The organism is Catenulispora pinisilvae (assembly GCF_015356865.1).
GTDB classification, from domain to species: domain Bacteria; phylum Actinomycetota; class Actinomycetes; order Streptomycetales; family Catenulisporaceae; genus Catenulispora; species Catenulispora pinisilvae.
Genome location: NZ_JAAFZA010000162.1, coordinates 1 through 24,030, shown reverse-complemented (window position 1 = coordinate 24,030; position 24,030 = coordinate 1). Strand labels below are relative to the sequence as shown.

Annotated in this window: 20 protein-coding genes; 14 read left to right on the top strand and 6 right to left on the bottom strand. The window is 71.6% G+C overall.

Going from position 1 to position 24,030, the window contains the following annotated elements:
• The first annotated feature begins 189 nt into the window (after window positions 1-189).
• From IZR01_RS33600 to IZR01_RS33585, 4 genes are all read left to right on the top strand, one after another.
• The gene (locus tag IZR01_RS33600) at window positions 190-1,479 is read left to right on the top strand and encodes an extracellular solute-binding protein (RefSeq protein ID WP_194926194.1); all 1,290 of its coding nucleotides are present in this window, start codon (window positions 190-192) and stop codon (window positions 1,477-1,479) included.
• A 162-nt stretch (window positions 1,480-1,641) separates the two neighbouring features.
• Window positions 1,642-2,511, top strand: a complete 870-nt coding sequence (locus IZR01_RS33595; RefSeq protein WP_194926193.1) for a carbohydrate ABC transporter permease — start codon at window positions 1,642-1,644, stop codon at window positions 2,509-2,511.
• Window positions 2,508-3,359: a carbohydrate ABC transporter permease gene (locus IZR01_RS33590; RefSeq protein WP_194926192.1), complete on the top strand. Its 852-nt coding sequence runs from the start codon at window positions 2,508-2,510 to the stop codon at window positions 3,357-3,359. The genes IZR01_RS33595 and IZR01_RS33590 overlap by 4 nt, the downstream gene beginning before the upstream one ends.
• Window positions 3,360-3,383: 24 nt before the next feature.
• Complete coding sequence (locus IZR01_RS33585) at window positions 3,384-4,466, top strand: WD40 repeat domain-containing protein (protein WP_194926191.1); 1,083 nt, start codon at window positions 3,384-3,386, stop codon at window positions 4,464-4,466.
• Between the two features lie 14 nt (window positions 4,467-4,480).
• On the opposite strand, the gene IZR01_RS33580 is transcribed toward IZR01_RS33585, so the two are convergent.
• Complete coding sequence (locus IZR01_RS33580; RefSeq protein ID WP_194926190.1) at window positions 4,481-4,864, bottom strand: ester cyclase; 384 nt, start codon at window positions 4,862-4,864, stop codon at window positions 4,481-4,483.
• Window positions 4,865-4,957: 93 nt separating this feature from the next.
• On the opposite strand from IZR01_RS33580, the gene IZR01_RS33575 reads away from it, so the two are divergent.
• Window positions 4,958-5,548, top strand: a complete 591-nt coding sequence (locus IZR01_RS33575) for a TetR/AcrR family transcriptional regulator (RefSeq protein ID WP_194895630.1) — start codon at window positions 4,958-4,960, stop codon at window positions 5,546-5,548.
• Between the two features lie 91 nt (window positions 5,549-5,639).
• Here the strand turns inward: IZR01_RS33575 and IZR01_RS33570 are convergent, their stop codons facing one another.
• Window positions 5,640-8,723 (bottom strand): helix-turn-helix transcriptional regulator, encoded by a 3,084-nt coding sequence (locus tag IZR01_RS33570; RefSeq protein WP_194926189.1) that lies wholly within the window; start codon window positions 8,721-8,723, stop codon window positions 5,640-5,642.
• 471 nt (window positions 8,724-9,194) lie between these two features.
• Here IZR01_RS33570 and IZR01_RS33565 point away from each other — a divergent pair, with 471 nt between their 5' ends.
• From IZR01_RS33565 to IZR01_RS33545, 5 genes are all read left to right on the top strand, one after another.
• Complete coding sequence (locus IZR01_RS33565; RefSeq protein WP_194895628.1) at window positions 9,195-9,869, top strand: response regulator; 675 nt, start codon at window positions 9,195-9,197, stop codon at window positions 9,867-9,869.
• Complete coding sequence (locus IZR01_RS33560; protein WP_194926188.1) at window positions 9,863-11,053, top strand: sensor histidine kinase; 1,191 nt, start codon at window positions 9,863-9,865, stop codon at window positions 11,051-11,053. Before IZR01_RS33565 ends, IZR01_RS33560 begins: the two co-directional genes overlap by 7 nt.
• Before the next feature lie 51 nt (window positions 11,054-11,104).
• Window positions 11,105-11,569, top strand: a complete 465-nt coding sequence (locus IZR01_RS33555; RefSeq protein WP_194926187.1) for a hypothetical protein — start codon at window positions 11,105-11,107, stop codon at window positions 11,567-11,569.
• Between the two features lie 13 nt (window positions 11,570-11,582).
• Complete coding sequence (locus tag IZR01_RS33550) at window positions 11,583-12,044, top strand: hypothetical protein (protein WP_194926186.1); 462 nt, start codon at window positions 11,583-11,585, stop codon at window positions 12,042-12,044.
• 74 nt (window positions 12,045-12,118) lie between these two features.
• Window positions 12,119-12,265 carry a hypothetical protein gene (locus IZR01_RS33545; RefSeq protein WP_194926185.1) on the top strand — a complete coding sequence of 49 codons (147 nt, stop codon included), beginning with the start codon at window positions 12,119-12,121 and terminating at the stop codon, window positions 12,263-12,265.
• A gap of 70 nt (window positions 12,266-12,335) precedes the next feature.
• On the opposite strand, the gene eccB is transcribed toward IZR01_RS33545, so the two are convergent.
• Window positions 12,336-13,784: a type VII secretion protein EccB gene (gene eccB, locus IZR01_RS33540; protein WP_194926184.1), complete on the bottom strand. Its 1,449-nt coding sequence runs from the start codon at window positions 13,782-13,784 to the stop codon at window positions 12,336-12,338.
• 235 nt (window positions 13,785-14,019) lie between these two features.
• Between eccB and IZR01_RS33535 the strand changes: the two genes are divergently transcribed.
• A complete protein-coding gene (locus IZR01_RS33535; protein ID WP_194895622.1) occupies window positions 14,020-15,441 on the top strand; it encodes a type VII secretion protein EccE in 1,422 nt (473 codons plus the stop codon).
• 304 nt (window positions 15,442-15,745) lie between these two features.
• Here IZR01_RS33535 and eccD read toward each other — a convergent pair whose 3' ends face one another.
• The 3 genes from eccD to IZR01_RS33520 are packed head-to-tail and all read right to left on the bottom strand — an operon-like array spanning window position 15,746 to window position 18,866.
• Window positions 15,746-17,197, bottom strand: a complete 1,452-nt coding sequence (gene eccD / locus IZR01_RS33530) for a type VII secretion integral membrane protein EccD (RefSeq protein ID WP_194926183.1) — start codon at window positions 17,195-17,197, stop codon at window positions 15,746-15,748.
• Window positions 17,198-17,199: 2 nt separating this feature from the next.
• Window positions 17,200-17,529, bottom strand: coding sequence for a YbaB/EbfC family nucleoid-associated protein (locus IZR01_RS33525; RefSeq protein ID WP_194895620.1), 330 nt, complete (start codon window positions 17,527-17,529; stop codon window positions 17,200-17,202).
• Between the two features lie 41 nt (window positions 17,530-17,570).
• Window positions 17,571-18,866 (bottom strand): hypothetical protein, encoded by a 1,296-nt coding sequence (locus IZR01_RS33520; protein WP_194926182.1) that lies wholly within the window; start codon window positions 18,864-18,866, stop codon window positions 17,571-17,573.
• Window positions 18,867-19,052: 186 nt separating this feature from the next.
• Here IZR01_RS33520 and eccCa point away from each other — a divergent pair, with 186 nt between their 5' ends.
• The 3 genes from eccCa (at window position 19,053) to IZR01_RS33505 (ending at window position 23,985) form a co-directional block, all read left to right on the top strand.
• A complete protein-coding gene (gene eccCa / locus IZR01_RS33515; RefSeq protein WP_228560760.1) occupies window positions 19,053-23,054 on the top strand; it encodes a type VII secretion protein EccCa in 4,002 nt (1,333 codons plus the stop codon).
• 206 nt (window positions 23,055-23,260) lie between these two features.
• The gene (locus tag IZR01_RS33510) at window positions 23,261-23,641 is read left to right on the top strand and encodes a hypothetical protein (RefSeq protein ID WP_228554924.1); all 381 of its coding nucleotides are present in this window, start codon (window positions 23,261-23,263) and stop codon (window positions 23,639-23,641) included.
• Window positions 23,642-23,682: 41 nt separating this feature from the next.
• The gene (locus IZR01_RS33505; protein WP_194895618.1) at window positions 23,683-23,985 is read left to right on the top strand and encodes a WXG100 family type VII secretion target; all 303 of its coding nucleotides are present in this window, start codon (window positions 23,683-23,685) and stop codon (window positions 23,983-23,985) included.
• The last annotated feature ends 45 nt before the right edge of the window (window positions 23,986-24,030 follow it).

The window sequence follows — 24,030 nt, the reverse complement described above, 5'->3', positions numbered from 1 at the left end:
GCTCGGAGATGTCTATAAGAGACAGCCCACAAACACCCCCACCCCCAGCGTCGTAGGACCCTGATTCACGGCCATGACATATGCCGCACACCGTGAAAATCCCGAATCACCCCATCATCGAGCTTTGATTCACGAGAACCAGGGAAAGTGCCATGGGACCCCTTTCACCCGCATTCGAGAGGATCAGCCATGGCGAAAATGCGCACCTTCACCGCCGCCCTCGCGGCGCTGACCTGCACGGCCCTCACGCTGGCGGGATGCAGCTCCGGGGGTGGGGGCGGCGGCAAGGCTACGAGTGGGCCGATCAAGATCTGGTACTCCAACAACGCGCAGGAGGTTTCGTGGGGGAAGGCGACGGTGGCGTTGTGGAACAAGGCGCATCCCAGTGAGCAGGTCAGTGGTGAGGAGATTCCGGCGGGTAGCAGTTCGGAGGAGGTCGTCACGGCTGCGATCGCTGCGGGGAACGCGCCGTGTCTGGTGTTCAACGGTTCGCCGTCGGCGATCTCGGGGTGGGTGAAGCAGGGCGGGCTGGTGCCGCTGAACGACTTCCCCGATGGGGTCTCCTACATCGAGGGGCGGACCGGGGCCGCGGTGGCCAGCGAGTATAAGAGCTCTGATGGGAAGTACTACCAGCTGCCGTGGAAGAGCAATCCGGTGATGATCTTCTACAACAAGGACATGTTCAAGGCTGCCGGGCTGGATCCGGACCATCCGGCGCTGTCCACGTACGCCGACTTCCAGGCCGCCGCGCAGAAGCTGGTCGGGTCCGGGGTCGCGCAGTACGCCATCGCGCCGGCGCCGACCAACGAGTTCTACCAGAACTGGTACGACTACTACCCGCTCTACATCGCCGAGAGCGGCGGTCAGCCCCTGGTGGCGAACGGCAAGGCCACGTTCGACGACGCCGCGGGGCAGGCCGTCGCCGACTTCTGGGCCGGTGTCTACGCGAAGAACCAGGCGCCGAAGGAGAAGTACAACGGCGACGCCTTCGTGGATAAGAAGGCTGCGATGGCGATCGTCGGGCCATGGGCGATCGCGACCTACACGGGCAAGGTGAACTGGGGCGCGGTGCCGGTGCCGACGTCCGCCGGGATGCCGGCCGACCAGATCCACACCTTCGCCGACTCCAAGACCGTGTCGGTCTTCACCGCGTGCAAGAACCGGCAGACCGCCTGGGACTTCCTGAAGTTCGCCACCGATCAGGACAACGACGGCACCCTGCTGAGCATGACCGGCCAGATGCCGCTGCGCACCGACCTGCCGACCACGTACGCGTCCTACTTCAGCGCCAACCCCGAGTACACGCTGTTCGCGCAGCAGGCGAGCCGCACGGTGGAGGTGCCCAACGTCGCCAACGGGGTGACCATGTGGCAGGACTTCCGCAACGGCTATCTGAAGTCGGTGGTCTTCGGCCAACAGCCGACCACCCAGTGGCTGCACAGCGCGGCGAGCACCGTCGTCTCCGACATCGGCAAGTAGGCCGCGCCGATGTCAGCCATGGAACACGGGGGACATGGGGAACACGGGGAACGTGGCGAACGCGCGGAGCCCGCAGAACCCGCGAGGCCAGCCAAGCCAGCGAAACCTACTAAGGCCGCGAAACCCGCGAGACGCGGGCGAGGAGGGCCGCGCTCGAAGACCATGATCGGGCTGTACCTGACGGCGCCCTACCTGGTCTACCTAGTCATCGTCTACGCCGTACCGATCATCCAGGGCTTCCGGATCTCCGTCCTGGACTACGTATACGCCGCGCCCGGCGCATCAGTGCCGCAACCGTTCGTCGGTCTGAAGAACTACCGCAAGGCGCTGTCCGATCCGCTGCTGCGCCGCTCGTTCTTGAACATCCTGGAGTTCCTGGCCATCAACGTGCCGCTGACCGTGATCCTGGGCATGACGCTGGCCGCGGTGCTGGCGAAGCTGAGCCGGATGAAGACGTTCTTCCGCTCGGCGTTCTTCGTCCCCTATGTCACCGCCAGCATCGCGGTGATCGGCGTCTGGTACTTCCTGTTCAGCCAGGGCGGCCTGATCGACCACGTGCTGGGCAGCTGGGCGCCGAACCCGTCCTGGCTGGTCAACTCCAAGCTGGCGATGGTCGTGATCGCGTTGGAGGTGACCTGGAAGCAGCTCGGTTTCTACGTCCTGCTCTACCTCGCCGGGGTGTTGTTGATCCCTGATTCGCTGTATGAGGCGGCGAGCATCGACGGGGCCGGGCCGGTGCGGCAGTTCCGGGCGATCACCGTGCCGGCGTTGCGCAACATCACCATCCTGGTCACCACGCTGGCGCTGATCGTCGGCGCCAACCTGTTCGCCGAGCCCTATCTGCTCACCGGGGGCGGCGGTCCGAACGGCGCGACCATGTCGCCGGCGCTGCTGATTTACCAGAAGGGTGTGGAGCAGGGCGAGCCGGGTGTCGGCGCGGCCATCGGCGTCCTGCTGACGCTGTTCATCCTGCTGGTCGCCGGGGCCGGGGCCGGCGCGCGCCGGCTGGTCCAGGCCAGGGAGGCGGCATGAGGAACGGACAGTACGGCAGGACCCTGCGACGGCTGACGACGTACGGCTTCGTCACCCTCGGCGCGCTGGCGAGTATCTTCCCGCTCTACTACATGGTGGTCGGCTCGTTGCAGCTGCGGGCGGACAGCGCCTTCAGTGGTCTGATTCCGAAGGCCGGCAACCTGGGGTTGCAGAACTACCGCGATGTCAACAAGGCGATCTCGCTGCTGCCCTCGCTGGGGAACTCGGCGATCTTCACGCTCGGCACGGTGGTGCTGACCATCGTGGTCGGGCTGCCGGCCGGCTACGCGCTGGCCCGGCTGCGGTTCCCGGGCAAGCCGGCGGTGGCCGGCGGGCTGATCCTGGTGCTGGTGCTGCCGTTCCAGGTGATGATGATCCCGCTGTACATCCTGGCGGTCCGGGACTACGGGCTGGCCGACAACTACCTCGGGATGATCCTGCCGTTCGCGGTCAATCCGGCGGCGGTGCTGATCTTCCGGCAGTTCTTCATCTCGCTGCCGGACGAGCTGTTCGACGCCGCTCACATCGACGGCGCCGGGGAGGTGCGCACGCTGCTGTTGGTCGCCGCGCCGCTGACCAAGCCGGCCATCCTGACCGCGTCGGTGATCACGTTCATCGGGCCGTGGAACGAGTTCCTGTGGCCGTTCCTGATCACCAAGAAGCATTCGATGCAGCCGCTGGCGGTCTCGCTCGGCGAGTACGTGTCGACGAACGCGGCCACCGCGGCCAATCCGTACGGCGTGATCCTGGCCGGCGCGTGCGTGTTGGCGGTGCCGGTGATCGCGCTGTTCTTGGTGGCTCAGCGGTACTTCACGTCGGCGGCCCTGGGGAGCGGGGTGAAGGAGTGAGGCGGGACCGGTAGCTTTCGGGGCATGGCTGACGATCCTCAGAGCGCTGAGTTCCACTGGGCGGACGAAGACGCGCTGGCGACGGCCGGGTGGACGGCGGATTGGGCGAGCGGCCAGCCGGTCGACCCCCGGCTCCGGTGCGTCCTCGCCGATCCCGTCGGTGACGTGACCGCCGTCGCGACGGCGGTGGTCGGCGGCCGCCCGATCGCGGTGACCGGGGGCTGGCACAGCGCGGTGCGCAGGTGGGACCTGGCCACCGGCGAGCAGATCGGCGATCCGCTGACCGGCCACACCGCGGCGGTGCGCGCGGTGGCGACGACGGTGATCGACGGCCGCCCGGTCGCCGTCACCGGCAGCGCCGACGGGACGGTGCGCAGGTGGGACCTGGCCACCGGCGAGCAGATCGGCGAGCCGCTGACCGGCCACCGCGCCGAGCCGTATGCGTTGTCGATGTCGGTGACGACGGCGGTCGTGGACGGCACGCCCGTCGCCGTCGTCGCCTATGGCACCGACAACTCGCGACTGCGGGCGTGGGACCTGGCCACCGGTCGGCAGTTGTGGGAGCCCCAGACCGGTCCCTACACGGTGTGGGGCCTGGCGACAGCGGTGGCGGCGGGCCGCCCGATCGCCGTGGGTGCCAACGGCGACGACGCGATCTCCGTGCGGGACCTGGCGACCGGTCAGGTGATCGACGAGTTCTGGGTCGCAAACCGGGCAGAGGATGTGCGCGCGGTGGCCACGGCGGTGGTGGACGGCTGGCCGATCGCGGTCACCGGCAGCGCCGACGGGGTGGTCCGCAGGTGGGATCTGATCCTGGCCGAGCAGATCGGCGAGCCCGCCGAGGGCCACACCGAAGGGGTGCGGGCGATGGCGACGGCGGTGGTGGACGGCCGTCCGGTCGCCGTGACCGGCGGCCTGGACGGGACGGTGCGGGTGTGGGATCTGGCCACCGGCCGTCCGGTCGGGGAGCCCATCGAGGGTCACCTCGACGGGGTGGCCGGCGTGGCCACGGCGGTGGTGGACGGCTCGCCGGTCGCCGTCACCGTGACCGGCGGCGAGAGGCGTGCCGTGGGGGTGTGGAGTCTGACCGCCGACCGATCGCCGTGACCGGCGGCGCCTGCTCAACCGCCACTCGGCAGCGGCGCCGCGCAGGCCCAGTGCTCGACGAGCAAGCTGTCGACGACGCGCACCATGTCGATACCGGTGATCTCGAAGCGCTCCCCGGTCGGGGCGGCGCCGAAGAGGTCACCGGTGTGGGTGCCGCGGATCGTGTAGCGGTTGGCGACCCACTCGCCGCTCTCCACGCTCTGCTCGGTGATCACCTCCAGGTCCGGGCAGCCGGCGCGCATCGCCGCCCATTTGCGCCGCCAGTCCTCGCCGGTGGCCGGGCGGCCCTGGTCCAGGGAATTCGGGGCCAGCCAGCGCAGGCCGCCCTCCGGATCGTCCGTGTCCCGGCTGCCGATGATCGCCTGCACCACGGCGGCCGGTCCCTTGACGTCGGTCATGAGTGCTCCTCTCGGGAAACGGGGAGTTGTCCCCGGTTGCCTTCGAGCCGAGGATATGGGGACTCGTCCCCGGTTGGCAACTACCATGGCCGCATGACATCCCCACCGCCGCTCCGGGCCGACGCGCGGCGCAACCGCGAACGCCTGATGGCCGCCGCCGAGTCGGTCCTCAACGAACGCGGCGTGACGGCCTCGCTCGACGACATCGCCAAGGCGGCCGGGGTCGGGAACGCCACGCTCTACCGGCACTTCCCGTCCCGGGAGCAGCTGATCGAGGCCGTGTACGACCAGCGGATCCGCGCGCTGTGCGAGCGTGCGACCGCGCTCGCGGCGACGCCGGAGCCCGGCCAGGCGCTCCTGACCTGGTTGCACAAACTGGTCGTGCACATCACCACGAGCCGGGTATTGGCTGAGGCGTTCGATGCCGAGCACAAGAGCTCCGCGGACGCAGCGGACTCCGAGGACTCCGAAGACGCGGAGCCGCCGCAGATCGCCGCCTGGCACCGCGCCATCTTCGCGGCCGCCGCTCCGCTCCTCGCGGCCGCGCAGGACGCCGGCGCGGTCCGCCGCGACCTCGACATCGTCGAGTTGCTGTCCCTCACCACCGCCGTCGCGCGCGCCGGCGGCCCGGCGCGGGCCGACCGTTTTCTCGGCGTTTTGCTGGACGGCGTCGTGCCGCGCTGACGGTGCGGCGGCGCCAGCCCGGCGTCGCCCGGCGTCGGCCGCGAATCAGGCCTCGGACTTCAGTCTCGATCTTCGGCTTCGACCTGGTCTTTCAGTCCGCGGCTGAACTCTCAGAATCCTGAAGAAGATGGGCGAGTGCCGTCCTTGACGAAACGTTCAATTTTCTGTAGATGCGGGCCAGGTGGGTCTCCACCGTGCGATGGCTGAGGAACAGTTCCTCGGCGATCGCGCGGCTGCGGCGGCCGGTGGCGACCAGGGCCGCTATCTCCTGTTCGCGGCGGGTCAGCAGGCCGCGGACGTCGGACTGGAGCGAGGGCGCGGGCAGCGGCGTGAGGGTCGGGGCGGGGGTGCCGGTGAGGATCGGGCTGCGTTCCGGGGCCGGGGCGCCGAGCAGCTTGGCGCGGATGTCGGTGATCTCCTCCTCGATCCGCAGCGCGCCGTGGATACGGGCCACCTCCTGGGCGGCGTCCAGCCAGGAGCTCGCGACCACCGGGCCCAGGGCCAGGGCGGCCGAGCCGCTGCCGGCGGCCAGGGTCCAGGCGTGCTGCACCGGACGGTTGGCGCGGCGGAAGCCGAGGGCGGACTGCTCGAAGAGTTTGGCCGCGGTGTCGTGGTCGCCTTCGGCGGCGTGCAGGGCGGCCTGAGCCCGGATCACGTACGCGCGTTGCACCGACAGCCCCGAGGCCTCGGCCGCCTCGTCGGCGTCCAACGCCGCCTGCCGGGCCAGTTCGGCCCGGCCGGAGCGCAGGGCGGCCGTGGACAGCATCGACAGCAGCATCGGGCGGTAGGCCGGTTGCAGGTTGCGCAGATCCGGGCCGCCGCCGCCTTCCAGCAGCGCGTCGACGCAGCCGGCGGCGTCGCCGCTGACCATGCGGACCAGGGCCAGCTGCATCGCCGCCGAGCCGGACCACCAGCCGTTGCCGGGGCGGGCGGTGCGGACCGCGCGCTCGGCGGCGGCGACCACCTCCTGCCCCTCGGCGCGCGGCCGGGACCAGATCATCGCCCCGACCCGCAGCGCCTCGCTCATGCTGACGCCGTCGCCGGCGCCGGTGGCGCGGGCCACCCGGCCGGCTTCCTCGGCCCGTTGCTCGGCGCGCAGCAGGTTGCCGGTCTGCTGGTCGATGAAGGCCAGGCCGAGCAGGACGTTGAGTTTCATCTGCTGCGGGCCGCCCTTGCGGGCGATGGTCAGGCAGCGGCGCAGGTGCCGGGAGGCCGCGGTGTAGCCCTCCATGAACATCTCGCCGCAGCCGAGCATGGCCAGCAGTTCGGGGTTGCGGGCGGCGGTGGCGTCCGGGAGGCCGTCGACCAGCCGGGCGCTCTCGACCAGCGCCGGGATCGCGGCGGCGGTCTCGCCGAGGAAGGCGTCGCCGAAAGCGGCCAGGACCCGGACCGCGGCGGCGGCGCGGGCTTCGGGGGCGGACGGTATATCGATCAAATAGGTGTCGACGTCGTGTGATGCTCCGAGTGATCCGGCCGCAGATGGGGCGGCTGCGGCGGATCGGCTGGAGTCGGCGGGGGCGAAGGATCGGCCGGCGTCGGCGGCGGCCACGGATAGCCCGGGGTCGGCGGCGGCCGCCTCGGAGGCGGCCTTCACCGCCGCGGCGACCTCCTGCACGACCGGGCGCGCCAAGGCGAACGTGCCGCGATACAGGTGCAGCACCCCGTACTCGAAGGCGAGCTCGGCGGCGTCGGCGGTGAGCGGCCGGGGCAGCGCCTCGACCGCGGCGCTGGCCACCGCCGAGGCCTCGTCGTAGCGGCCCAGTTGGCGTTCGGCGGCGACCCGCATCGCGTAGGCGCGCTGGCGCAGCGGGCCGGTCAGCCAGGTGTCGTCGCGCAGCACGTCGTGGGCCAGCGCGCGGGCCTCCTCGAAACGGCCGGCGGCGGACAGGGCGCGGCAGCATTCGAGCATCAGCGCGTCACGCTCGGCGCTGGGCCGCTCCCCCACCGGGGTCTGGAGCGCCAGACGCAGCCAGCGCACCGCGGTCTCGGGCGCGTCGGGCAGGATCTCGCTGGCGCCGCGGGCCAGCAGCGGGGCGGCGACCGCGGCGTCGGTGCCGATCAAGTGCTCGGCGTGCCGGGCCAGGTCGACGGCGGCCGCGCCGCGCGCCTTAAGAAGGTCCAGCGCGCGCTGGTGGGCGGCGAGCAGGGTGGGCAGCGGCGCGCGTTCGTGGGCGACGTGGCCGAGCAGCGGGTGCCGGAAGGCGAAGCGCGCGCCGGGGGCGACGTGCCGGATCACGTCGGCGCGCACCAGATCGTCCAGCGCGTCCAGGATCCCGGCGAGTTCGAGCCCGGCGGGCGTGGACGCACACAGCGCGGCGACCTCTTCGGGGCGGAACGGGCCGCCGAGCACCGCGGCCGCGCTGACCACGGCGGTCTCGGCGGGACTGAGCGCGTCGAGTTCGGCGGCCATCGAGGCGCCCTCGCGCAGCAGCGCGCCGGTGTCCTCGCCGGGGCTGTCCGGCCACAGTTCCGGACGCCAGCCGGCGGCGGTGAGCACCCGCAGGTTGCGCGGGTTGCCGTCGGCGGCGGTACGGATCTGCTCCAGGTAGGCGGGGTCCAGCGCGGTGTTGCCGGACCAGGCCGACAGCAGCTGGTTGACCGCCGTGATGTCGAGCGCGTCCAGCTCGACCCGGACCACGGTGCCGGTGCGGGAGCCGTCGTCGAGGGCTTCCAGCAGGACCGAGCCGGTGCGCCGCGGGCAGTGCCCGATGGCCATCAGCAGGGGACCTGGGACCGGGGTGCGGATCAGCCGGGCCAGCAGCCGGGTGGAGTCCTCGTCGGCGAGGTGGACGTCGTCGAAGATGACCGCGCCGCCGACCCCGACCGGGTCGGCGGCCCAGTCGGCCAGCCCGGCGCGGATCCGGCGGAAGACTTCGTCGTCGTCGCTCTCGGTCAGGTCCGGGGCCGGTACGTCGGCCCAGGCGTCGCGGAACAGCTGACGGGCGATGGTGTTGCCGCGCAGCCCGTTGGACCGGGCCACGCGGGCGCCCTGACCCGAGGCGAGCTGGGCGATCCGCCCGAGCAGCCGGGTCTTGCCCATGCCCGGGTCGCCGGCGATCTCCAGCACCGCGCCCCGGCCGGACGCGAGCGCGGCGAAGGCCTCGGCCATCCGCTCGGCCTGGGCTTCCCGCCCGACCAAGGCCTGCCATGCCTGTGGCGACCCGATGGCCAGCACATGTACCTCCCCCAAGGTGGTCGACCCCTGACGCTCCGAGGGACAACAGAGCATTTTTTACTTCACAAGGTCTTCAGTGAGACTGTACCCAGCCCCGGTGACGGAGACCTTTCATTCTGTTTTATTTGTCGCTGACGACGCCAGTCGGCTCACCAGCGGAGATGAACGGGCATGGCCGCGACGTGCCCTCGGACGGCGGTGACGCGGGGTCTCGAGTGTAGGTACTACTGACGCGTAGGGGTAGGTAGTACTGACCTCTCGGCGTAGGTACCCGCATCTCAAGAGGCAGTAGCGGGTTACGTAGTTTTACCGACGACGCGTCGTCTAAGGGTGATGACACTTGGTGCTGCGTCGGCGTCGGCGTGGTTCTCACAGCGGGCCGACGCCGACGATGACGGACCCCCACCGCCGCCGCGATCCGGTCTATACCACCGGGCCGCATCCGCCCCCGAGCACCTTGAGAGGCGAGCCATGGAGCCCACGCGCGTCCGCGCCGAGCAGGAGTCGGCACGTATCCCCGTCAGCGTCGTGGAGGACCACCCCTTGTACCGCGACGCCCTCACCCGGCTGTTCGACGAGGCCGGGGACATGGACGTCGACGTGGTCGCCGGCAGCGTCGGCAAGTTCGTCGCCTGCCGGCCGCGCCGGGACGGGATCGTGATCCTGGACCTGACGCTGCCCGGCGTGAAGGGCGCGGCGGCGGTGCTGCAGATCAACGGCATGGGCAACCGGGTGCTGGTGGTCTCCGGCGAGGCCGCGAAGTCCGACGTGCTCGGCGCGATCTCGGCCGGCGCCCGCGGCTTCCTGTCCAAGGAGTCCGAGGGCACGGAGATCCTGCGCGCGGTGCGGGAGATAGCGGCCGGCAACAGCTACGTCTCGCCGACGCTGGCCTCGATCGTGCTCACCACCGAGCAGAACCGGCAGGCCGGTCCGCGCCTGGAGCTGTCCGGCCAGGAGAAGCAGGTGCTGCGGCTGGTCGCGGCCGGTGAGCGGGACCGGGACATCGCGATGGCGATGGGGATCAGCGTACGGACCGTGCGCTCCTACCTGGACCGGATCCGCGACAAGATCGGCGCGCGCCGCCGGGCGGACATGACGCGGGCCGCGATCGAGCTCGGCGTGCTCGCCGAGTCGGCGGCGTGCTGAGGGTCGCGCAGGCGGCGGGAAGGGTTGCCGAGCTTGGGGGGATCCGAGCACTGGCGGCGCGCGGTCGGCGGCGCGAGGACAGAACCGAATACGTCATAGCGATTCCCCTGGCGTTCCAGATCGGTGTGCTTCCCGCCGCCGCGCTGGTGTACGTGGGGAGCTTCGGGGGTTCGGGCAGCGCGGCGGTGCTGGGGCTGACCGCGGCCCTGGTCCTGGCCTCGGTCGGCCTCGGGTTCGGTGCGGTGCGCGGGGTCCCGGTGCGGGCGTTGGCGCTGGCGGACACCGTCGCGGCGATCGCGGGGAATCTGGCGATGAGCACGGTTCCGGGTCCTTCGGCCCGTGCGGTCGAGGTGTCCTGGCAGTACTTCGCGGGCTGCGTCGCCTTGTGGACGCTGCTGCGCGGCGTCGCCGGCGGGCTCGGCGCGGCCGCGCTCGGGACCGCGCTGCGGTTGGCGATGTTCGCGGGCGCGGGCGCGCCGGTGGCGACCGCCACGCTGCTCGGCGATGTCGCGGTGTTGTTGGTCGCCGTGTCGGTGTCGGCCGGGGTCCTGTTGGTGCTGGACCGCGACGCCGAACGGCTGCGGACCGGGGTGCGCAGATCGTTGCACGACACGGTGTTGCAGACCCTGGAAGCGATCGCGCTGACGCTGCCGGGCGACGCGGACAACGCGGCGCGGCGGCTGCGGGAGGTGCGCGCGGTCGCGCACGCGGAGGCGGTCGCGCTGCGCCGCGAGCTGTCGCGGCGCTACGAGGCCCGCACGACGCCGGGCGTCGTCGAGGGTCTGATCGGGCTCGGTTCCGAACTGGCTCGGGACGGGCTGCGCATGCGCCTGGACGCGGCCGAGGGTGTGGACGGCGCGGACGGCGACGACGGGCTGACCGCGCAGCGCCGGGCCGCGGTGCTGGCCGCGGCGCGCGAGGCCCTTCGCAATGTCCTGAAACACTCCGGGGTCGGCGAGGCCCTGGTCCGGGTCTGGGACGAGCCGGACGGCCTGACCGTGGTGGTGCGCGACTTCGGGGTCGGATTCGACCCGGCGGCGCACCGGCCCGGGTTCGGTCTGAGCCAGTCGATCGCGGCCCGGATGGCCGAGGTCGGCGGGACCGCGACGGTCGGATCGCGGGTGGGCAACGGCACGTCGGTGACGCTGTGGGTGCCCGCGGCGGGCGAAGCGGCACACAGCTGAGATGAAAGTCAGCCCTTGGAACATCCATCAGGGCTGATATAGGATCAGCCCATGAAGCAGGTCACTTTACGACCCGCCGGGGGCTTGGGGTACTTGAAGGCGATCATCGTCTTCGCTGACCTGGCATTCCTCGGCCTCCCCTTCCTGGTCGCGTCCACCCACCAGAACGCCGTGATCATCGCGATCATCGCCGTGGTCTCCGTGGTGTGCATCGCCGCGGGCACGTTCCTGGGCTGGCTGGGCCTGAACATGCGGATCGAGATCGAGCCGGACGCCGTACGGATCTACTACTTCTGGCCGGTGCCCGGTGTCCTCCCGAGGGAGGCGATCACCGACGTGCAGACCACGCGGATGAACAACGGCAGGTCCTACGCTCCGAGCCTGTCGCTGGTCGGCGATCAGTACCGACTTCTCCTCCCGTTGAGCGCGCGGAGCGAGTATCAGGCGCAGGAACAGGTCGAGAAGCTCAAGCAGGCGCTGCGGGATGTCGCGCCGGTTGATCTGAGCGCTCGGTAGGGGCCGGGCTCGCATGGAACAGATCACGCTGCGACCGCCCCGAAGCAAGCCGTACCTATTGTTGGTGTTCGCGGTCCTCATTGACCTGCTTTACCTCGCGTTCCCCTTCTGGATCGCCGCCATCCACATGGGCGTCCTGATCACCGTCATCTTCGCCCTGGCCTCCGCGGCGATGATCGTGGGGACCACGTTCCTCGGCTGGCTGGGCCTGAACATGCGGGTCGAGGTCGAGCCGGACGCCGTGCGGATCTACTACTTCCGGCTCATGCCCGTCATCATCGCGCGCGGGACGATCACGGACGTGAAGACGGTCAAGGTCGGGAACTCCTACGCCCCGGGCCTGCATGTCGACGACGGCCGGACCCTGAACATGCGTCCGCTCGCCAAGCCGACCCCCGCTCAGGCAGCGGCCGAGGTCGTGAGGCTGAAGCAGGCGCTGCAGGACGTCGCCCCGTTTGATCTGAGCACTCAGTAGGGTTGGGCCGGCGGTGCTCCGCTGCCGCCGATCGAGCCCGGGTGCGAGGAGGACGCCGTGGTGACTGTGATGGCGTGGTGACCGTGGCCGTGGTCGAGCACGAGCTGTCCGAGCCGTCGGAAGCAGTGCTCTGCGAACCGGACGGCGGGAGCGAGGTCGCCGACACTCTGCTCGGGAAGCAGGCGTGGCCGCACGTGCTCAGCACGCTGCGCGGAGACTGACCGGAATCAGCGCATGTGCTCAGTGTGCTGCGGAAAGCCTGACCGGAGTCAGGCCGCCGCCCGGATCAGCTCAGCTCCCGGCCGCCATCGGCTTCTGCGCATCCGCCTCGTCCAGCGCGGGACCGGTGGGCAGCAGGCCCAGCGCGGTCGGCAGCAGCGTCGAGGTCGGGGCGTTGGCGTAGCCGAGTGCCGAGCGGGCCGAGCCGTCGGTGAGCGGGTACTTCGTGCCGGCGTCGGTGATGAGGTAGACCAGGCCGGCCTGGGCGCCGGGCGGGGTCGGGGCGGTGGCCAGCGCGGCGGTGCCCGGTGCCAGGTAGACCTCGTCGGCGGTGGTGCCGCCTTGGGCGACGCCGGTGGGGACCGTGCGGGCGCCGGCCGGGAGGGGCAGGGCCACGCCCAGGCCGATCTGCGAGGGGTCCTTACCGTCGCCGACCGCGCAGACCACTGCCAAGCCGCCTCCGGCCGCGGCCGGGCTGGGCACGCCGGCGGGGTAGCCGGTGGCGTCCTCGCCGGTCGGGACGGTGGGGGTGGCCGCGACATCGGCCACTGACACCTGCTTGGCCGCCTGCATGCCGTCGCTGTAGGCGGCGGCGTTCGCGGTGTTCGCCAGGACCAGGGCCGCCTCGATCTGGGAGATGGGCTCCAGGCCGCCGGCCCGGACCAGGTAGTAGCCGGTCTTGCCGGCCACCGCGTTGTCGGCGGTGATGACCTCGCCGACCTTGGTCTTCGCCCCGGCGACGCGCGGCCCCGGGGTGCCGACGTCCGGGACCGCCACCAGGGCCAGGTCGCGGCCGGAGGGGACGGCGGTGAGCCAGCTCGCCGCGACCGGCAGGACCGGGACGTTCTGGTAGCCCAGGGCGATCAGGGTGTGGTCGTCGGCGAGCTTGTACTTCAGGCCGGCGGTGAGCAGGTAGCGGTCGCCCTTGGGGGTCTGGACCACCAGGCCGTGGCCGTCCGGGATGGGTGTCATGCCGCTGAGGGTCGCCGCCGCGTCGGTGGTGTGGACCAGCAGCAGGGCGCCGACCGGGCCGGTCTGCTTCGGGAGGTCGGAGCTGGCGCGGGAACAGGCCACGGGATCCGGGTCGGCGATCACGCTGGTCGGGTCCGGGAGCGTGTCCGGGGCGTTGGGGATGCCCATGGTGGCCCCGCGCGGGGCCTTGCTCAGCAGGTTCGCCGCGACCGTCACGGACTTGGTGCTGCCGGCCAGCAGCCGGGCCGAGGCCAGGTTGGTCACCGGGTGCAGGTCGCCGTTGTTGTCCAGCACATAGCGGCCGCCGCCGTCCTGTTCCAGGATCACCAGGCCGGTGTGCTGCCAGTCCGGGGGCGGGCTCGGCGCCATCATGCCGGACACGCCGAAGCCCGCGGCGGTCAGCATGGTCGCCACGCTGCCCAGGACCGTGCCCATCACCAGCCGGCGATGCGGCGGGGTCGGGTGGTTGGGGTCGGAGGTGACCAAGGCGGACACCAGCCGCCGTCGGAGGAACTGGTACGCCTGGATCTGGTCCCGCTCAGTCCACACTGCGCGCCCCGGTATTTCTCGTGATCGGCAATCATCGGCCCGGTTCGCCGGTGGCGATTTCCGCCACTTTCCGAGGGCGGGGCGCTGTACGAACCAGAGCCAGTATACGTATGATAAGCGAGCGCCAAAAGCATATGCGGGGACCGGTTCGCCGTCGAATTCCAGACGCCGCGTCCGGTGGCGCCCGACACATTGTCGTCCGATCCCGCCGGCTCGAAGAAATATGGTGTCCGCGATGAGCAGTCACGCCGCGCCGGCGGCCGAGATCATGGCCCCCCCGTCCCCTGTCCCGGCCGCGATCAGCCGCGCGGCGGCCCCCGACGCGGCCACGGTGCCGCGCGGCGCGGCCGCCCTGGACTGGATCGCGCCGGTGCGCGGCTGGCAGACGGTGGCCTGGGAGGCCGCCGCGCTGGCCGCGGCCGCCGGCTACGGCCACTCCGCCACCACCGAGGGCATCGCCTACGCCGGCGCGGGCGCGCTGGTCGGCATGACCTCCGTGCGCTTCCGGGGCCGGCACCTGGCGCAGTGGACCGACGCCCAGGGCCGTTACCGCTACCGCCGGGTCGCCACCCGCCGCAAGGGCCAAGCCGCCGAGACCACCATGGAACCGCTCGCCACCCTGCTGCCGGACCTGGGCTTGGGCGAGTACGTGGACCGGGCCGGCAACCGCGTGGGCCTGGCGGCCACCGACGGCGGCTGGGTCTCGGCGGTGCGGCTGCGCACGACCGAGGACCCGCACATCGGCGCGCTGCTGGAAGTGCTGCGCGAGGTGTACACGGGTACGACGATCCCGCTGGCCAGCGCGCAGCTGGTGGTGTGGACGGCGCCGCCGCCGGAGGCCGCGCCCCGGCAGCAGGCACAGCAGGGGCAGCCGCAGCAGCAGGCGTCGGGGCCGGTCTCGCCGGACCAGGTGTCGACCAGGACGCTGGCGACGATGCCCGCTCCGATCTCGCCGGACCTGTCCGAGACGATGAGCTTGCCGGCGATGCCCTCGCCCGACCTGTCGGAGACCATGACCATGCAGGCCATGACCGGGTATCAGGGGCATGGCCCGGGATCTGCGCCGCAGCACCAGTCTCAGTCGCAGCCCCAGTCGCAAGCCCAAGCCCAAGCCCAGCCCCAGAGCCTCGCGCCGATGCGCGTGACCTGGCTCGCCCTGCGCTACCGCCCGCGTCAGGCCCCGTACGCGGCCATGGCCCGCGGCGGCGGCGAACTCGGCGCGGCGCGCGCCGTGGCCAGCGCCTCCCTGGGCCTGGTCGCCCGGCTGGACGAGGCCGGCTACGGCGCCGACGCCCTGGACCAGGCCGAACTCGGCCAGGAACTGATGGTCGCGGTCCACGGCGCGGACCCGGCCCCGCCGACGGTCCAGGAGACCTGGCGCGACTGGTCGGCGGGCAGCCTGCGCCAGGTCTGCTACGAACCGCACCACGCCCTGGACCCGGCCGCCCTGCTCGACCGCTGGACCCCCGGCGCGGCCTTCACCTGCGCCTCGTACACGCTGAGCCGCACCGCGCGCGGTCGCGTACGCGCCGAGGCGGCGTTGCGCATCGCCGGGCTGGACGCCGCGAGTCTGGAGCCGCCCTTCCCCGCGGTGCGGGCCAACGGGCGGCACCAGGAGTTCGTGCTGCGGACGATGCCGTTGGCGGTGCATCGGTGAGGTGCCGGTCGGAGTAGTCGAACAGGTGCCGCGACCCCGACCCCGGACCGGAGCTACCGGCCGGCGCCGTCATCGCCACCACCGACATCAGCCGCTAGGACGGGACAACCGGCCGGTCCGCCTGCTCGACCTGAATCCCTGACGCCCCGGGCGCGCCAGCGCCCCGACACCACGCGCCACACATCCCGCATCCCGCACCCACCGCACAAAAACCAAAGGGCCCTGATCAGGAAGAATCTCCCGATCAGGGCCCCGAGCCTTGGGTGGCCGGGTCGCCCGACGGCCCGGCCACCGTCCCCGTCAATCAGTGCTTGATGTGCCCCAGGTGCTCGTACACCCCGAGGGCGACCCCGGCGATCGGCAGCAGGGCCACCACGCTGAGGAATTCGGATACGTCCATGAAGCGGGTCCAGTAGGGGCTGTGCCTGCCCTGGCCGGCGTGTCGGGCGTAGACGAAGCAGCCCAGGCCTGCCAGCGCCAGGACCGAGACGCCGGCCAGGAGCAGTGGTTTCTCGTGCCGGACCACCAGGGAGCCGGCGAGCCAGGTCAGGGCGGTCAGGCCGCTGCCGACCAGGAGGACCCGCTGGATGGTGTCGGTGTAGGAGCGCGAGCGGAGCATCCACACCACGCTCAGCAGGCTGACGAACACCACCGGCCAGGTGCCGGGGGCCCGCAGGGCCGAGACGGCGCCGGCGACCGCGGACAGGCCGAGGGCCGCGAGCAGGCCGGTGAGCATGCGCTGCGCGGTCGTGGTCTGGTGCAGGACGTCGGGGCCGAGGGTCGGCTCCTCGTTCTCCCGGAACGCCGTGATGTCCGAGGGGACCCGGGGCAGTGGGAGGCGGCCCAGGCGCATCGAGAGCATCGGCGCGCCGGCGGCCAGGGCGGTGGCGAACACGGCCAGCACCACGCCGGCGTGCGCGGCGGTGGTGTGGGCCATCCCGACCACCGCGGCCGTGCCGCCGCCGAGGACCGCGGCCCCGGCCAGCGCCCCGAACCAGGCCGAGTAATGCTTCACCGTGACGATCGCCAGGCCGCTGTAGGCGGCCAGGACGGCGAGCCCGAGGGCCGCCGCGCCGCCGTGCAGCGGCCACAGCTTGTGCGGCGGGACCGCTGAGACACCGGTCAACAACGCCGCCGGCAGACCGGCCGCCACGCAGGCGATGGCCGCGCGGCGGTCGTGCTGCACCCGGGCCAGCAGGCCGCCGACCGCCAGCAGGACGACCAGCGCTCCGCCGACCGCGGCCGGGGCCGCGACCTTGCCGGACAGCAGCGCGAACAGCAGGCCGGTGGCGCCGGCCAGGGCCACGGCGCCGCCGGCCACGCCGACCCGGTGCGCGGTGCTCGGCCGCCAGGCGCCGTCGGAGTTCTCCGAGGCGCTGGCGATCGCGTCCACGACGTCGTCGAACAGCAGCGGGGCGCCCTGGCGCTCGCGCGGGACCAGATAGAGGACGTCACCGTCGCGCAGCCCGGAGCCGGCGACGGTGAGCTCGGCCGGCAGCGGGGCGCCGCCGAGCCGGGTCAGGACCCAGCCGGTGTGGCCCGGGCCCACGTGCCGCTGCGCGTCGGAGAGCCGCACCAGCTCCGGGACCAGCTCGGCGAAGGTGCTCTGCACCGGCAGCGCGACGTCGACCCGGGCCCGCGGGCTGACCACGGTGGCGCGCCGGGCCCAGGTCATCCGGTTCGGCATGGCCGCCTGCTCCGGGGACGCCGACCCGGCCATGGTCAGACCACCGCCGGCGGCGTGACTTCCGGCCACGGTCAGCTCCCCGGTGCGGCCTGGGCCGCGTCGATCATCGGCTGGAACTTGCGGCTGCCGGTCTCGGCGACCCGGCGCAGGCCGTCGTTGACGGCCTCCTTGACCAGCTCGCCGAGCTCGTAGGCGTCGTTCTCGCGCATCGCCTGCTCGTCGATGTCGACGCCGATCACCTGGCCGTTGCCGCGCACCGTGACCCGCACCTCGTCCTCGCGGCTGGCCCCGACGACCTCCATCACCTCCAGCTCACGCTGAATGCGCTCGATATCCGCCTGCTGGTCCCGGATACGCTCCATGAGCGCATTCACATTCGTCGAGAAATCGATGCTTTCCATTTACCTTTTACTCCGCCTCCGAGGCGACCGGATCGCGATTGTCAGGAAACGCCGGCCGCGATGTGCTCGTGAACCTGGCTGCCATTCGTCGGGTCGACGAGGGTGACATCCGTCTGGGTGCCGACCGGCATTGTCACGGTGGTGCTGACGCCGTCATAAGTGGTGGTGACGGTGATGTCGCCGGGCGGGGTGGCCGAGGCGGCCGGCGGCGCGGCGGGCGGGGCGACCGGGGCGGTGTGCACCGGCGGGCTGACCGGCTGGGCCACCACCGGGGTGTCGGAGTTGGCCGACGGGTTGACCGCGTTCCAGCCGCTGTTCTGGTCGACCGGCTGCTGGTTGGCCGGCGGGTACTGGTACTGGCCGGTCGTCGGGTTCTGGCCCTGCTGGCCCAGCAGCTGGTTCAGGTTCGGGTACTGCCCCTGCGGGTACTGCTGCCCGGTCGGGTTCTGGCCCGGGATGGTGGCCCCGTTGCCGGTGGTCATGCCCGGCGGGGTGTACGGCACGCCGCCGCCGGTCGGCATGGTGCCGCCGGTCTGCGTCCCGGTGGTCTGGGTCCCGGTCTGCGCCGGGTTCTGGAACTGGGTGCCGATGCCGCTGTTCATCTGGCTCTGGTACTGGCTCAGCGTCGCGGCCGCCGCCGGGTCCTGGCCGCTGCCGGCGACCTGCTGGCCGGTGGTGCTGGCGACCTGCGGCAGGGTCTTGAGCTGGTTGGTCGCCCCGGTGGCGGTCGGGGAGGTGAAGGAGCCGGCCGGCGGGACCGTGGCGCCGTGCGAGCCGGAGCCGATCAGCTTCTCGATGTCACTGATGATCTTGATGACCTCGGTGACCTCCTGCATCAGCTGGCCGCCGCCGAGCGCCGAGAGCATCGCCTCGATGCCGTTGATGAAGGCCCGCAGCGTGGCGCTGACCGAGGTGGACAGCGAGACCGCCGCCGAGTAGGTCCACCAGTTGGAGGACAGCGCGGCGACCGTGGGGTTCACCGCGTTCACCACGGAGGTGTAGGCGGTCTGCGAGGCCTTGATCAGGGTGCTGGAGGTGGTCAGCAGGGTCGAGGAGGTCTGGATGACCTTGACGATCTGCTCGAAGGAGTTCAGGGTGTCCGTGAACTTCTTCACGGCGGTCTCCGAGGCCTGGCCGGACCAGGCCTTCTGCAGCGTCTGGGTGGCGCTGCGGGCCTGGTTGATCAGCGCCAGGAACTGCTCGGCCTGCTTGAGCCGTTGGGCGACCAGCTTCTCGATGCTCTCCGGCGAGCCGGTCGCGATCTGGGCCACGAACGTTCCGGGGCCGCCGCCGTATGCGGTGGCATCCATAGCGCTGGAGTTCGGTATCGTGAACACGTCGCACCGCCTGCCTGGTAGTCGAGGAAGTTGTCACAAGGGTCTTCGATGATGGGCCTTCAGGCTAGAACGGGGCGCCGGTAGGGGTGGACGGCAAAAGTACCCACCTGTCCGGTGCCTCGCGCGCCGTAAATTAAGCCCGCATCTCTACGACCTTTGAAGGATTGCGGGAGTGACCTAGCAGTGATGCCGACCATGACTCCGCCCGCGCGCACCGACCGCCGCGGCGGCGGGTCGCCGAGCGGGGAGATCCAACTGCAGGCGCCGCCGGTCCTGGCCAAGGGCTCGGGCGCGGGGCTGAACCAGCTGATGTTCATGCTGCCGATGATGCTCGGCATGGGCGCCATGTCCTTCTACTCGATGGGCAGCAAGGGCGGTGCGATGACCTATGTCTTCGGCGCCCTGTACGGCAGCACCATGATCGGCATGATCCTGATGTCGGTGACCCGCGGCAGCGCGCAGAAGAAGGCGCAGATCAACAACGAGCGCCGGGACTACCACCGCTACCTGTCCGCGCTGCGCGGCCAGGTCCGGGACGTGGCGGCGGCGCAGCGGGCGACCCTGGTGATCACCCGCCCGGAGCCGGCCGACCTGTGGATGCGGGTCGCGCAGGGCCGGGCCTGGGAGCGCCGGCGCACCGACGACGACTTCGGGCACGCCCGGGTCGGCCGCGGTCCGCAGCGCCTGGCCACCCCGCTGCGCGCGCCGCAGACCGCGCCGCTGGAGGACCTGGACCCGGTGTCCTCGGCTTCGCTGCGACAGTTCATCCGCACCTACATGACGGTGCCGGACCTGCCGGTGGCGCTGTCGCTGAAGGCCTTCGCCTCGGTGTCGGTGACCGGGGAGCGGGAGCTGACCATCCCGTTGGTCAGGGCCCTGATCGGGCAACTGGCCACGTTCCACGGCCCGGAGGACCTGAAGATCGCCTTCTGTCTGGCCGACGACCAGCGCCCGACCTGGGACTGGGCCAAGTGGCTGCCGCACGCGCAGGCCCAGCCGGCCAACTCCGACGCCGTGGGCCCGGCCCGGCTGGCCGCCGGCGACCTGGGCACGCTGGCCGAACTGCTGGACAAGGACCTGGGCACCCGGCCGGCCTTCGGCGCCGGGCGGGCCGGCGGCGTGGAGAACCCGCACCTGCTCATCATCGTGGACGGCGGCCGGACCTACGGCGACACCACGCTGGCCCCGATCTCCGGTCTGCACGCGGTCACGATCATCGACCTGGCAGGTCCCGAGCCCGCCCCGATCGCCCGGCCCAACCAGGGCCGGCTGCACGTCACCGGCGACCGGATGGGCATGGTCGCCGGCGAGGGCAAGGACCGGCACCTGGAGTTCCTGGGGCATCCGGACGCGATGGACGAGGCCAGCGCCGAGGCGCTGGCCCGGCGGCTGGCCGGGGCGTATCAGGGCGCGCCGACCGCCGCGGCCTCGCCGATGTCGGCCAACTTCGGCCTGCCGGACCTGCTGGGCATCGGCGACCCGGAGGAGCTGGACGTGGCCCGGACCTGGCTGCCGCGCTCGGCGCGGGAGCGGCTGCGGGTCCCGATCGGCCTGGACCCGCAGGGCCGGCCGCTGGAGATGGACCTGAAGGAGGCGGCCGAGGACGGGATGGGGCCGCACGGCCTGGTGATCGGCGCGACCGGCTCGGGCAAGAGCGAGCTGTTGCGCACCCTGGTGGCCGGTCTGGTGGCCACCCACTCCTCGGAGACCCTGAACCTGGCGCTGGTCGACTTCAAGGGCGGCGCGACGTTCGCCGGGATGGCCGGCCTGCCGCACGTCTGCGCGGTCATCACCAACCTGGGCGAGGAACTGACCCTGGTGGACCGGATGGCCGACGCCATCAACGGCGAGGTGCTGCGCCGCCAGGAACTGTTGCGGGAGAAGGGCAACTACGCCTCGGTCCGCGACTACGAGCGGGCCCGGGCCACCGGGGCGGACCTGGAGCCGCTGCCGGCCCTGCTGGTCATCATCGACGAGTTCAGCGAGCTGCTGTCGAACCGGCCGGAGATGATCGACCTGTTCGTGATGATCGGGCGGCTGGGCCGGAGCCTGGCGATCCATCTGCTGCTGGCCTCGCAGCGTCTAGAGGAGGGCCGTCTGCGTGGACTGGACGCGCACTTGTCGTATCGGGTCGGTCTGCGCACGTTCTCGGCGGCCGAGAGCCGCGCGGTGCTCGGCGTGCCGGACGCGTACCACCTTCCGTCGGTCCCGGGGTCGGCGTATCTGAAGACGGACACCGAGACGCTGCTGCGGTTCAAGGCGGCGTACGTGTCCGGGCCGATGCCGGCCCGGGCCCGCGGCGCGGCCGGCGGCGGGCGCCGCCGGATCCTGCCGTTCAGCCTGGAGCGGGTGGTCGACCACTCCGCCCCGCCGCCGAGCGCCGAGCCGGACCCGGCCGAGCTGCTGAACCCGGCGATCGGCACCGGGCCGTCGATCATGGACGCGATGGTGTCCCGGCTGGTCGGCAAGGGCCCGGAGGCGCACCAGATCTGGCTGCCGCCGCTGGACGAGCCGCCGGCGCTGAACGAGATCCTGCCCGGCGAGCGCATAGTCATCGACCCGGTGCGCGGGCTGACCCTGTCCGGCTGGGGCGGCCTGGGCCGGCTCACGGTGCCGCTGGCGCTCGTGGACAAGCCGTTCGAGCAACGCCGGGACCAGCTGTGGGTGGACCTGTCGGGCGCGGCCGGGCACGTGATGGTGATCGGCGGCCCGCAGAGCGGCAAGAGCACGATGGTCCGGACCCTGATCGCCTCGCTGGCGCTGACCCACACCCCGGAGGAGGTCCAGTTCTACATCCTGGACACCGGCGGCGGCGCGCAGTCCTCGGTCAGCGGACTGCCGCACGTCAGCGGCTACGCGACCCGGCGCGACGGCGAGCGGGTGCGCCGCATCGTCGGCGAGCTGACCACGCTGCTGGCCGAGCGCGAGCTGCTGTTCGCGCAGTTCTCCGTGGACTCCGCGGCCGGGTTCCGGGGCCGGCGCGCGGAACTGGCTCCCCACGCCAAGGACGGCCGCGCCTTCGGCGACGTCTTCCTGGTCATCGACGACTGGACCACGCTGCGCGCGGACTACGAGGCGCTGGAGGAGCCGATCACCGCGATCGCCCAGCGCGGGCTGGGCTTCGGCATCCACGTGATCATCACCAACAACCGGGCGATGACCGTGCGCCCGGCCATGCGCGACATCATCGGCACCCGGCTGGAGCTGCGCCTGGGCGATCCGGGCGAGTCGCTGGTGGACCGCCGGGCGGCGAACAACGTCCCGGCCGGCCGGCCCGGGCGCGGTCTGACCCCGGACAAGCTGCACTTCCTGGCCGCGCTCCCCCGCGTCGACAGCGGAAGCAGCGCCGAGACGGTCGGGGCCGGCACCGCGGACCTGGTCAAGCAGATCACCGCGGCCTGGCCGGGCCCGGCGGCCCCGCAGGTCCGGATGCTCCCGGCCGAGGTGTCCCCGGCGGAGGTCAGGACCCTGCTGCCGGAGCCGCGGCGCGGCCGGGCGGTGCCGTTCGGGCTGTCCGAGGCCGACCTTCAGCCGGTGTACGTGGACTTCGACGCCGATCCGCACTTCATCGCCTTCGGCGACGTGGAGAGCGGCAAGAGCGGCCTGCTGCGGACCATCGCGGCCGGCATCATGGCCGACTACACGCCGGAAGAGGCCACGATCGCGGTGATCGACTACCGGCGCGGAATGCTGGACGCGGTCACCGGGGAGCACCTGCTCGGCTACGCCGCCGCCGAGCCGGCCACCATCGACATGGTCGGCAACCTCGCCGAGGCGATGCGCCGCCGGCTGCCGGGCCCGGAGGTCACCAACGAACAGCTGCGGGACCACAGCTGGTGGAAGGGCCCACAGCTGTTCGTGCTCATCGACGACTACGAGATGGTCGCCGTCCCCGGCCGCAACCCGTTGGCGCCGCTGCTGGAGTACCTGGCGCAGGCCCGTGACATCGGGCTGCACCTGGTCGTCGCGCGCGGTTCCGGCGGCGCCGGACGCGGCCTGTTCGAGCCGGTCCTGCAGCGACTGCGGGAGCTGGGCTCGCCGGGCCTGGTGATGTCCGGGAGCCGGGACGAGGGGCCGTTGCTGGGCACGGTGAAGCCCAGTGCGCAGCCGGCCGGCCGCGGCGTGCTGGTGCACCGGCGGTCGGGGCAGGTACAGGCGCAGGTGGCGTGGACGCCGCCGGCGCAGTGACATGAACAGCGCAGTGAACATGGTGAACAGATGGCGAACGACCGGCGTGCCGTCGGCGGTGAAGAAGAACACTGACGGCATCCGGTCGGTCACGTGGGTACTTGTGCCGTCGCCCCGACCGGCAGTTATGCCGTGTGGTGGTAGTGCACAGATTCCCTAACGTATCGGTTATCGGCTGGAGGACCTGCTCCGGCCACCCCCCAACCATGGGTTCCCAACAGAAGGAGGTGGCCCTCGTGGCCGGTCCCGGTTTCCTGAGTGATGCCGCTGCGATGACGCAGGCGATCCAGGGCTTCTCAGAGTGTGCCGTCAACGCCAAGAAGACCATGTCCGACCTGGAGAACGAGCTGACCTCGACGCTGGCTCAGTACCAGGGCAGCCAGGCCATTGCCTTCTGGAACCTGCACACCGAGCTGCAGGAGCAGATGACGGTCGCCTCGCGCGAGATCGACGTCATGTCGGACCTGGTGAACAAGGCGTACGGCAACTTCAACGCCGGTGACACCCAGGTGTCGGACACCCTGCGTCAGGTTGCCGGCAGCGCCGGCAACAGCAACAGCATGCTGTCCCGCCTCGGCGGCGTCTGAACCACTCACCATCCACCGATAGAAGAAGGGATCTCCCAGACATGACCGCCGATCAGATCAGCGTCAATTTCGGCGCGCTGCAGTCCAGCGCGGGCACCCTGTCCGCGAAGGCCGCCGCGCTGACCACCTACCTGGAAGAGCTGCTGAGCTCGCTGCAGCCGATGAAGCAGACCTGGGTGGAGTCCGGCTCCTCCTCCGGTATCGCGGCCGACCAGGCCGAGACCAAGCTGCGGGCGGCGACGAACGACATCATCGCCACCATCAACCAGTTCTCGGCGAAGGTCAACGAGGCCCACGACCTGCAGTACTCGCTGGAGCAGCAGAACACGAACTACTTCGCCTGACCGGACCGCCGTCGGGCACGGCGCACCCCCAACCCCGGTGGGACC

Coding starts and splice junctions, on each gene's coding strand:
- IZR01_RS33555 (WP_194926187.1), top strand. CDS start 11,105: ATGAAGCAGGTCACTTTACGACCCGCCGGGGGCTTGGGGTACTTGAAG.
- IZR01_RS33575 (WP_194895630.1), top strand. CDS start 4,958: ATGACATCCCCACCGCCGCTCCGGGCCGACGCGCGGCGCAACCGCGAA.
- eccCa (WP_228560760.1), top strand. CDS start 19,053: ATGCCGACCATGACTCCGCCCGCGCGCACCGACCGCCGCGGCGGCGGG.
- IZR01_RS33585 (WP_194926191.1), top strand. CDS start 3,384: ATGGCTGACGATCCTCAGAGCGCTGAGTTCCACTGGGCGGACGAAGAC.
- IZR01_RS33595 (WP_194926193.1), top strand. CDS start 1,642: ATGATCGGGCTGTACCTGACGGCGCCCTACCTGGTCTACCTAGTCATC.
- IZR01_RS33525 (WP_194895620.1), bottom strand. CDS start 17,529: ATGGAAAGCATCGATTTCTCGACGAATGTGAATGCGCTCATGGAGCGT.
- IZR01_RS33550 (WP_194926186.1), top strand. CDS start 11,583: ATGGAACAGATCACGCTGCGACCGCCCCGAAGCAAGCCGTACCTATTG.
- IZR01_RS33565 (WP_194895628.1), top strand. CDS start 9,195: ATGGAGCCCACGCGCGTCCGCGCCGAGCAGGAGTCGGCACGTATCCCC.
- IZR01_RS33580 (WP_194926190.1), bottom strand. CDS start 4,864: ATGACCGACGTCAAGGGACCGGCCGCCGTGGTGCAGGCGATCATCGGC.
- IZR01_RS33590 (WP_194926192.1), top strand. CDS start 2,508: ATGAGGAACGGACAGTACGGCAGGACCCTGCGACGGCTGACGACGTAC.
- IZR01_RS33505 (WP_194895618.1), top strand. CDS start 23,683: ATGACCGCCGATCAGATCAGCGTCAATTTCGGCGCGCTGCAGTCCAGC.
- IZR01_RS33510 (WP_228554924.1), top strand. CDS start 23,261: ATGGGTTCCCAACAGAAGGAGGTGGCCCTCGTGGCCGGTCCCGGTTTC.
- IZR01_RS33535 (WP_194895622.1), top strand. CDS start 14,020: ATGAGCAGTCACGCCGCGCCGGCGGCCGAGATCATGGCCCCCCCGTCC.
- IZR01_RS33600 (WP_194926194.1), top strand. CDS start 190: ATGGCGAAAATGCGCACCTTCACCGCCGCCCTCGCGGCGCTGACCTGC.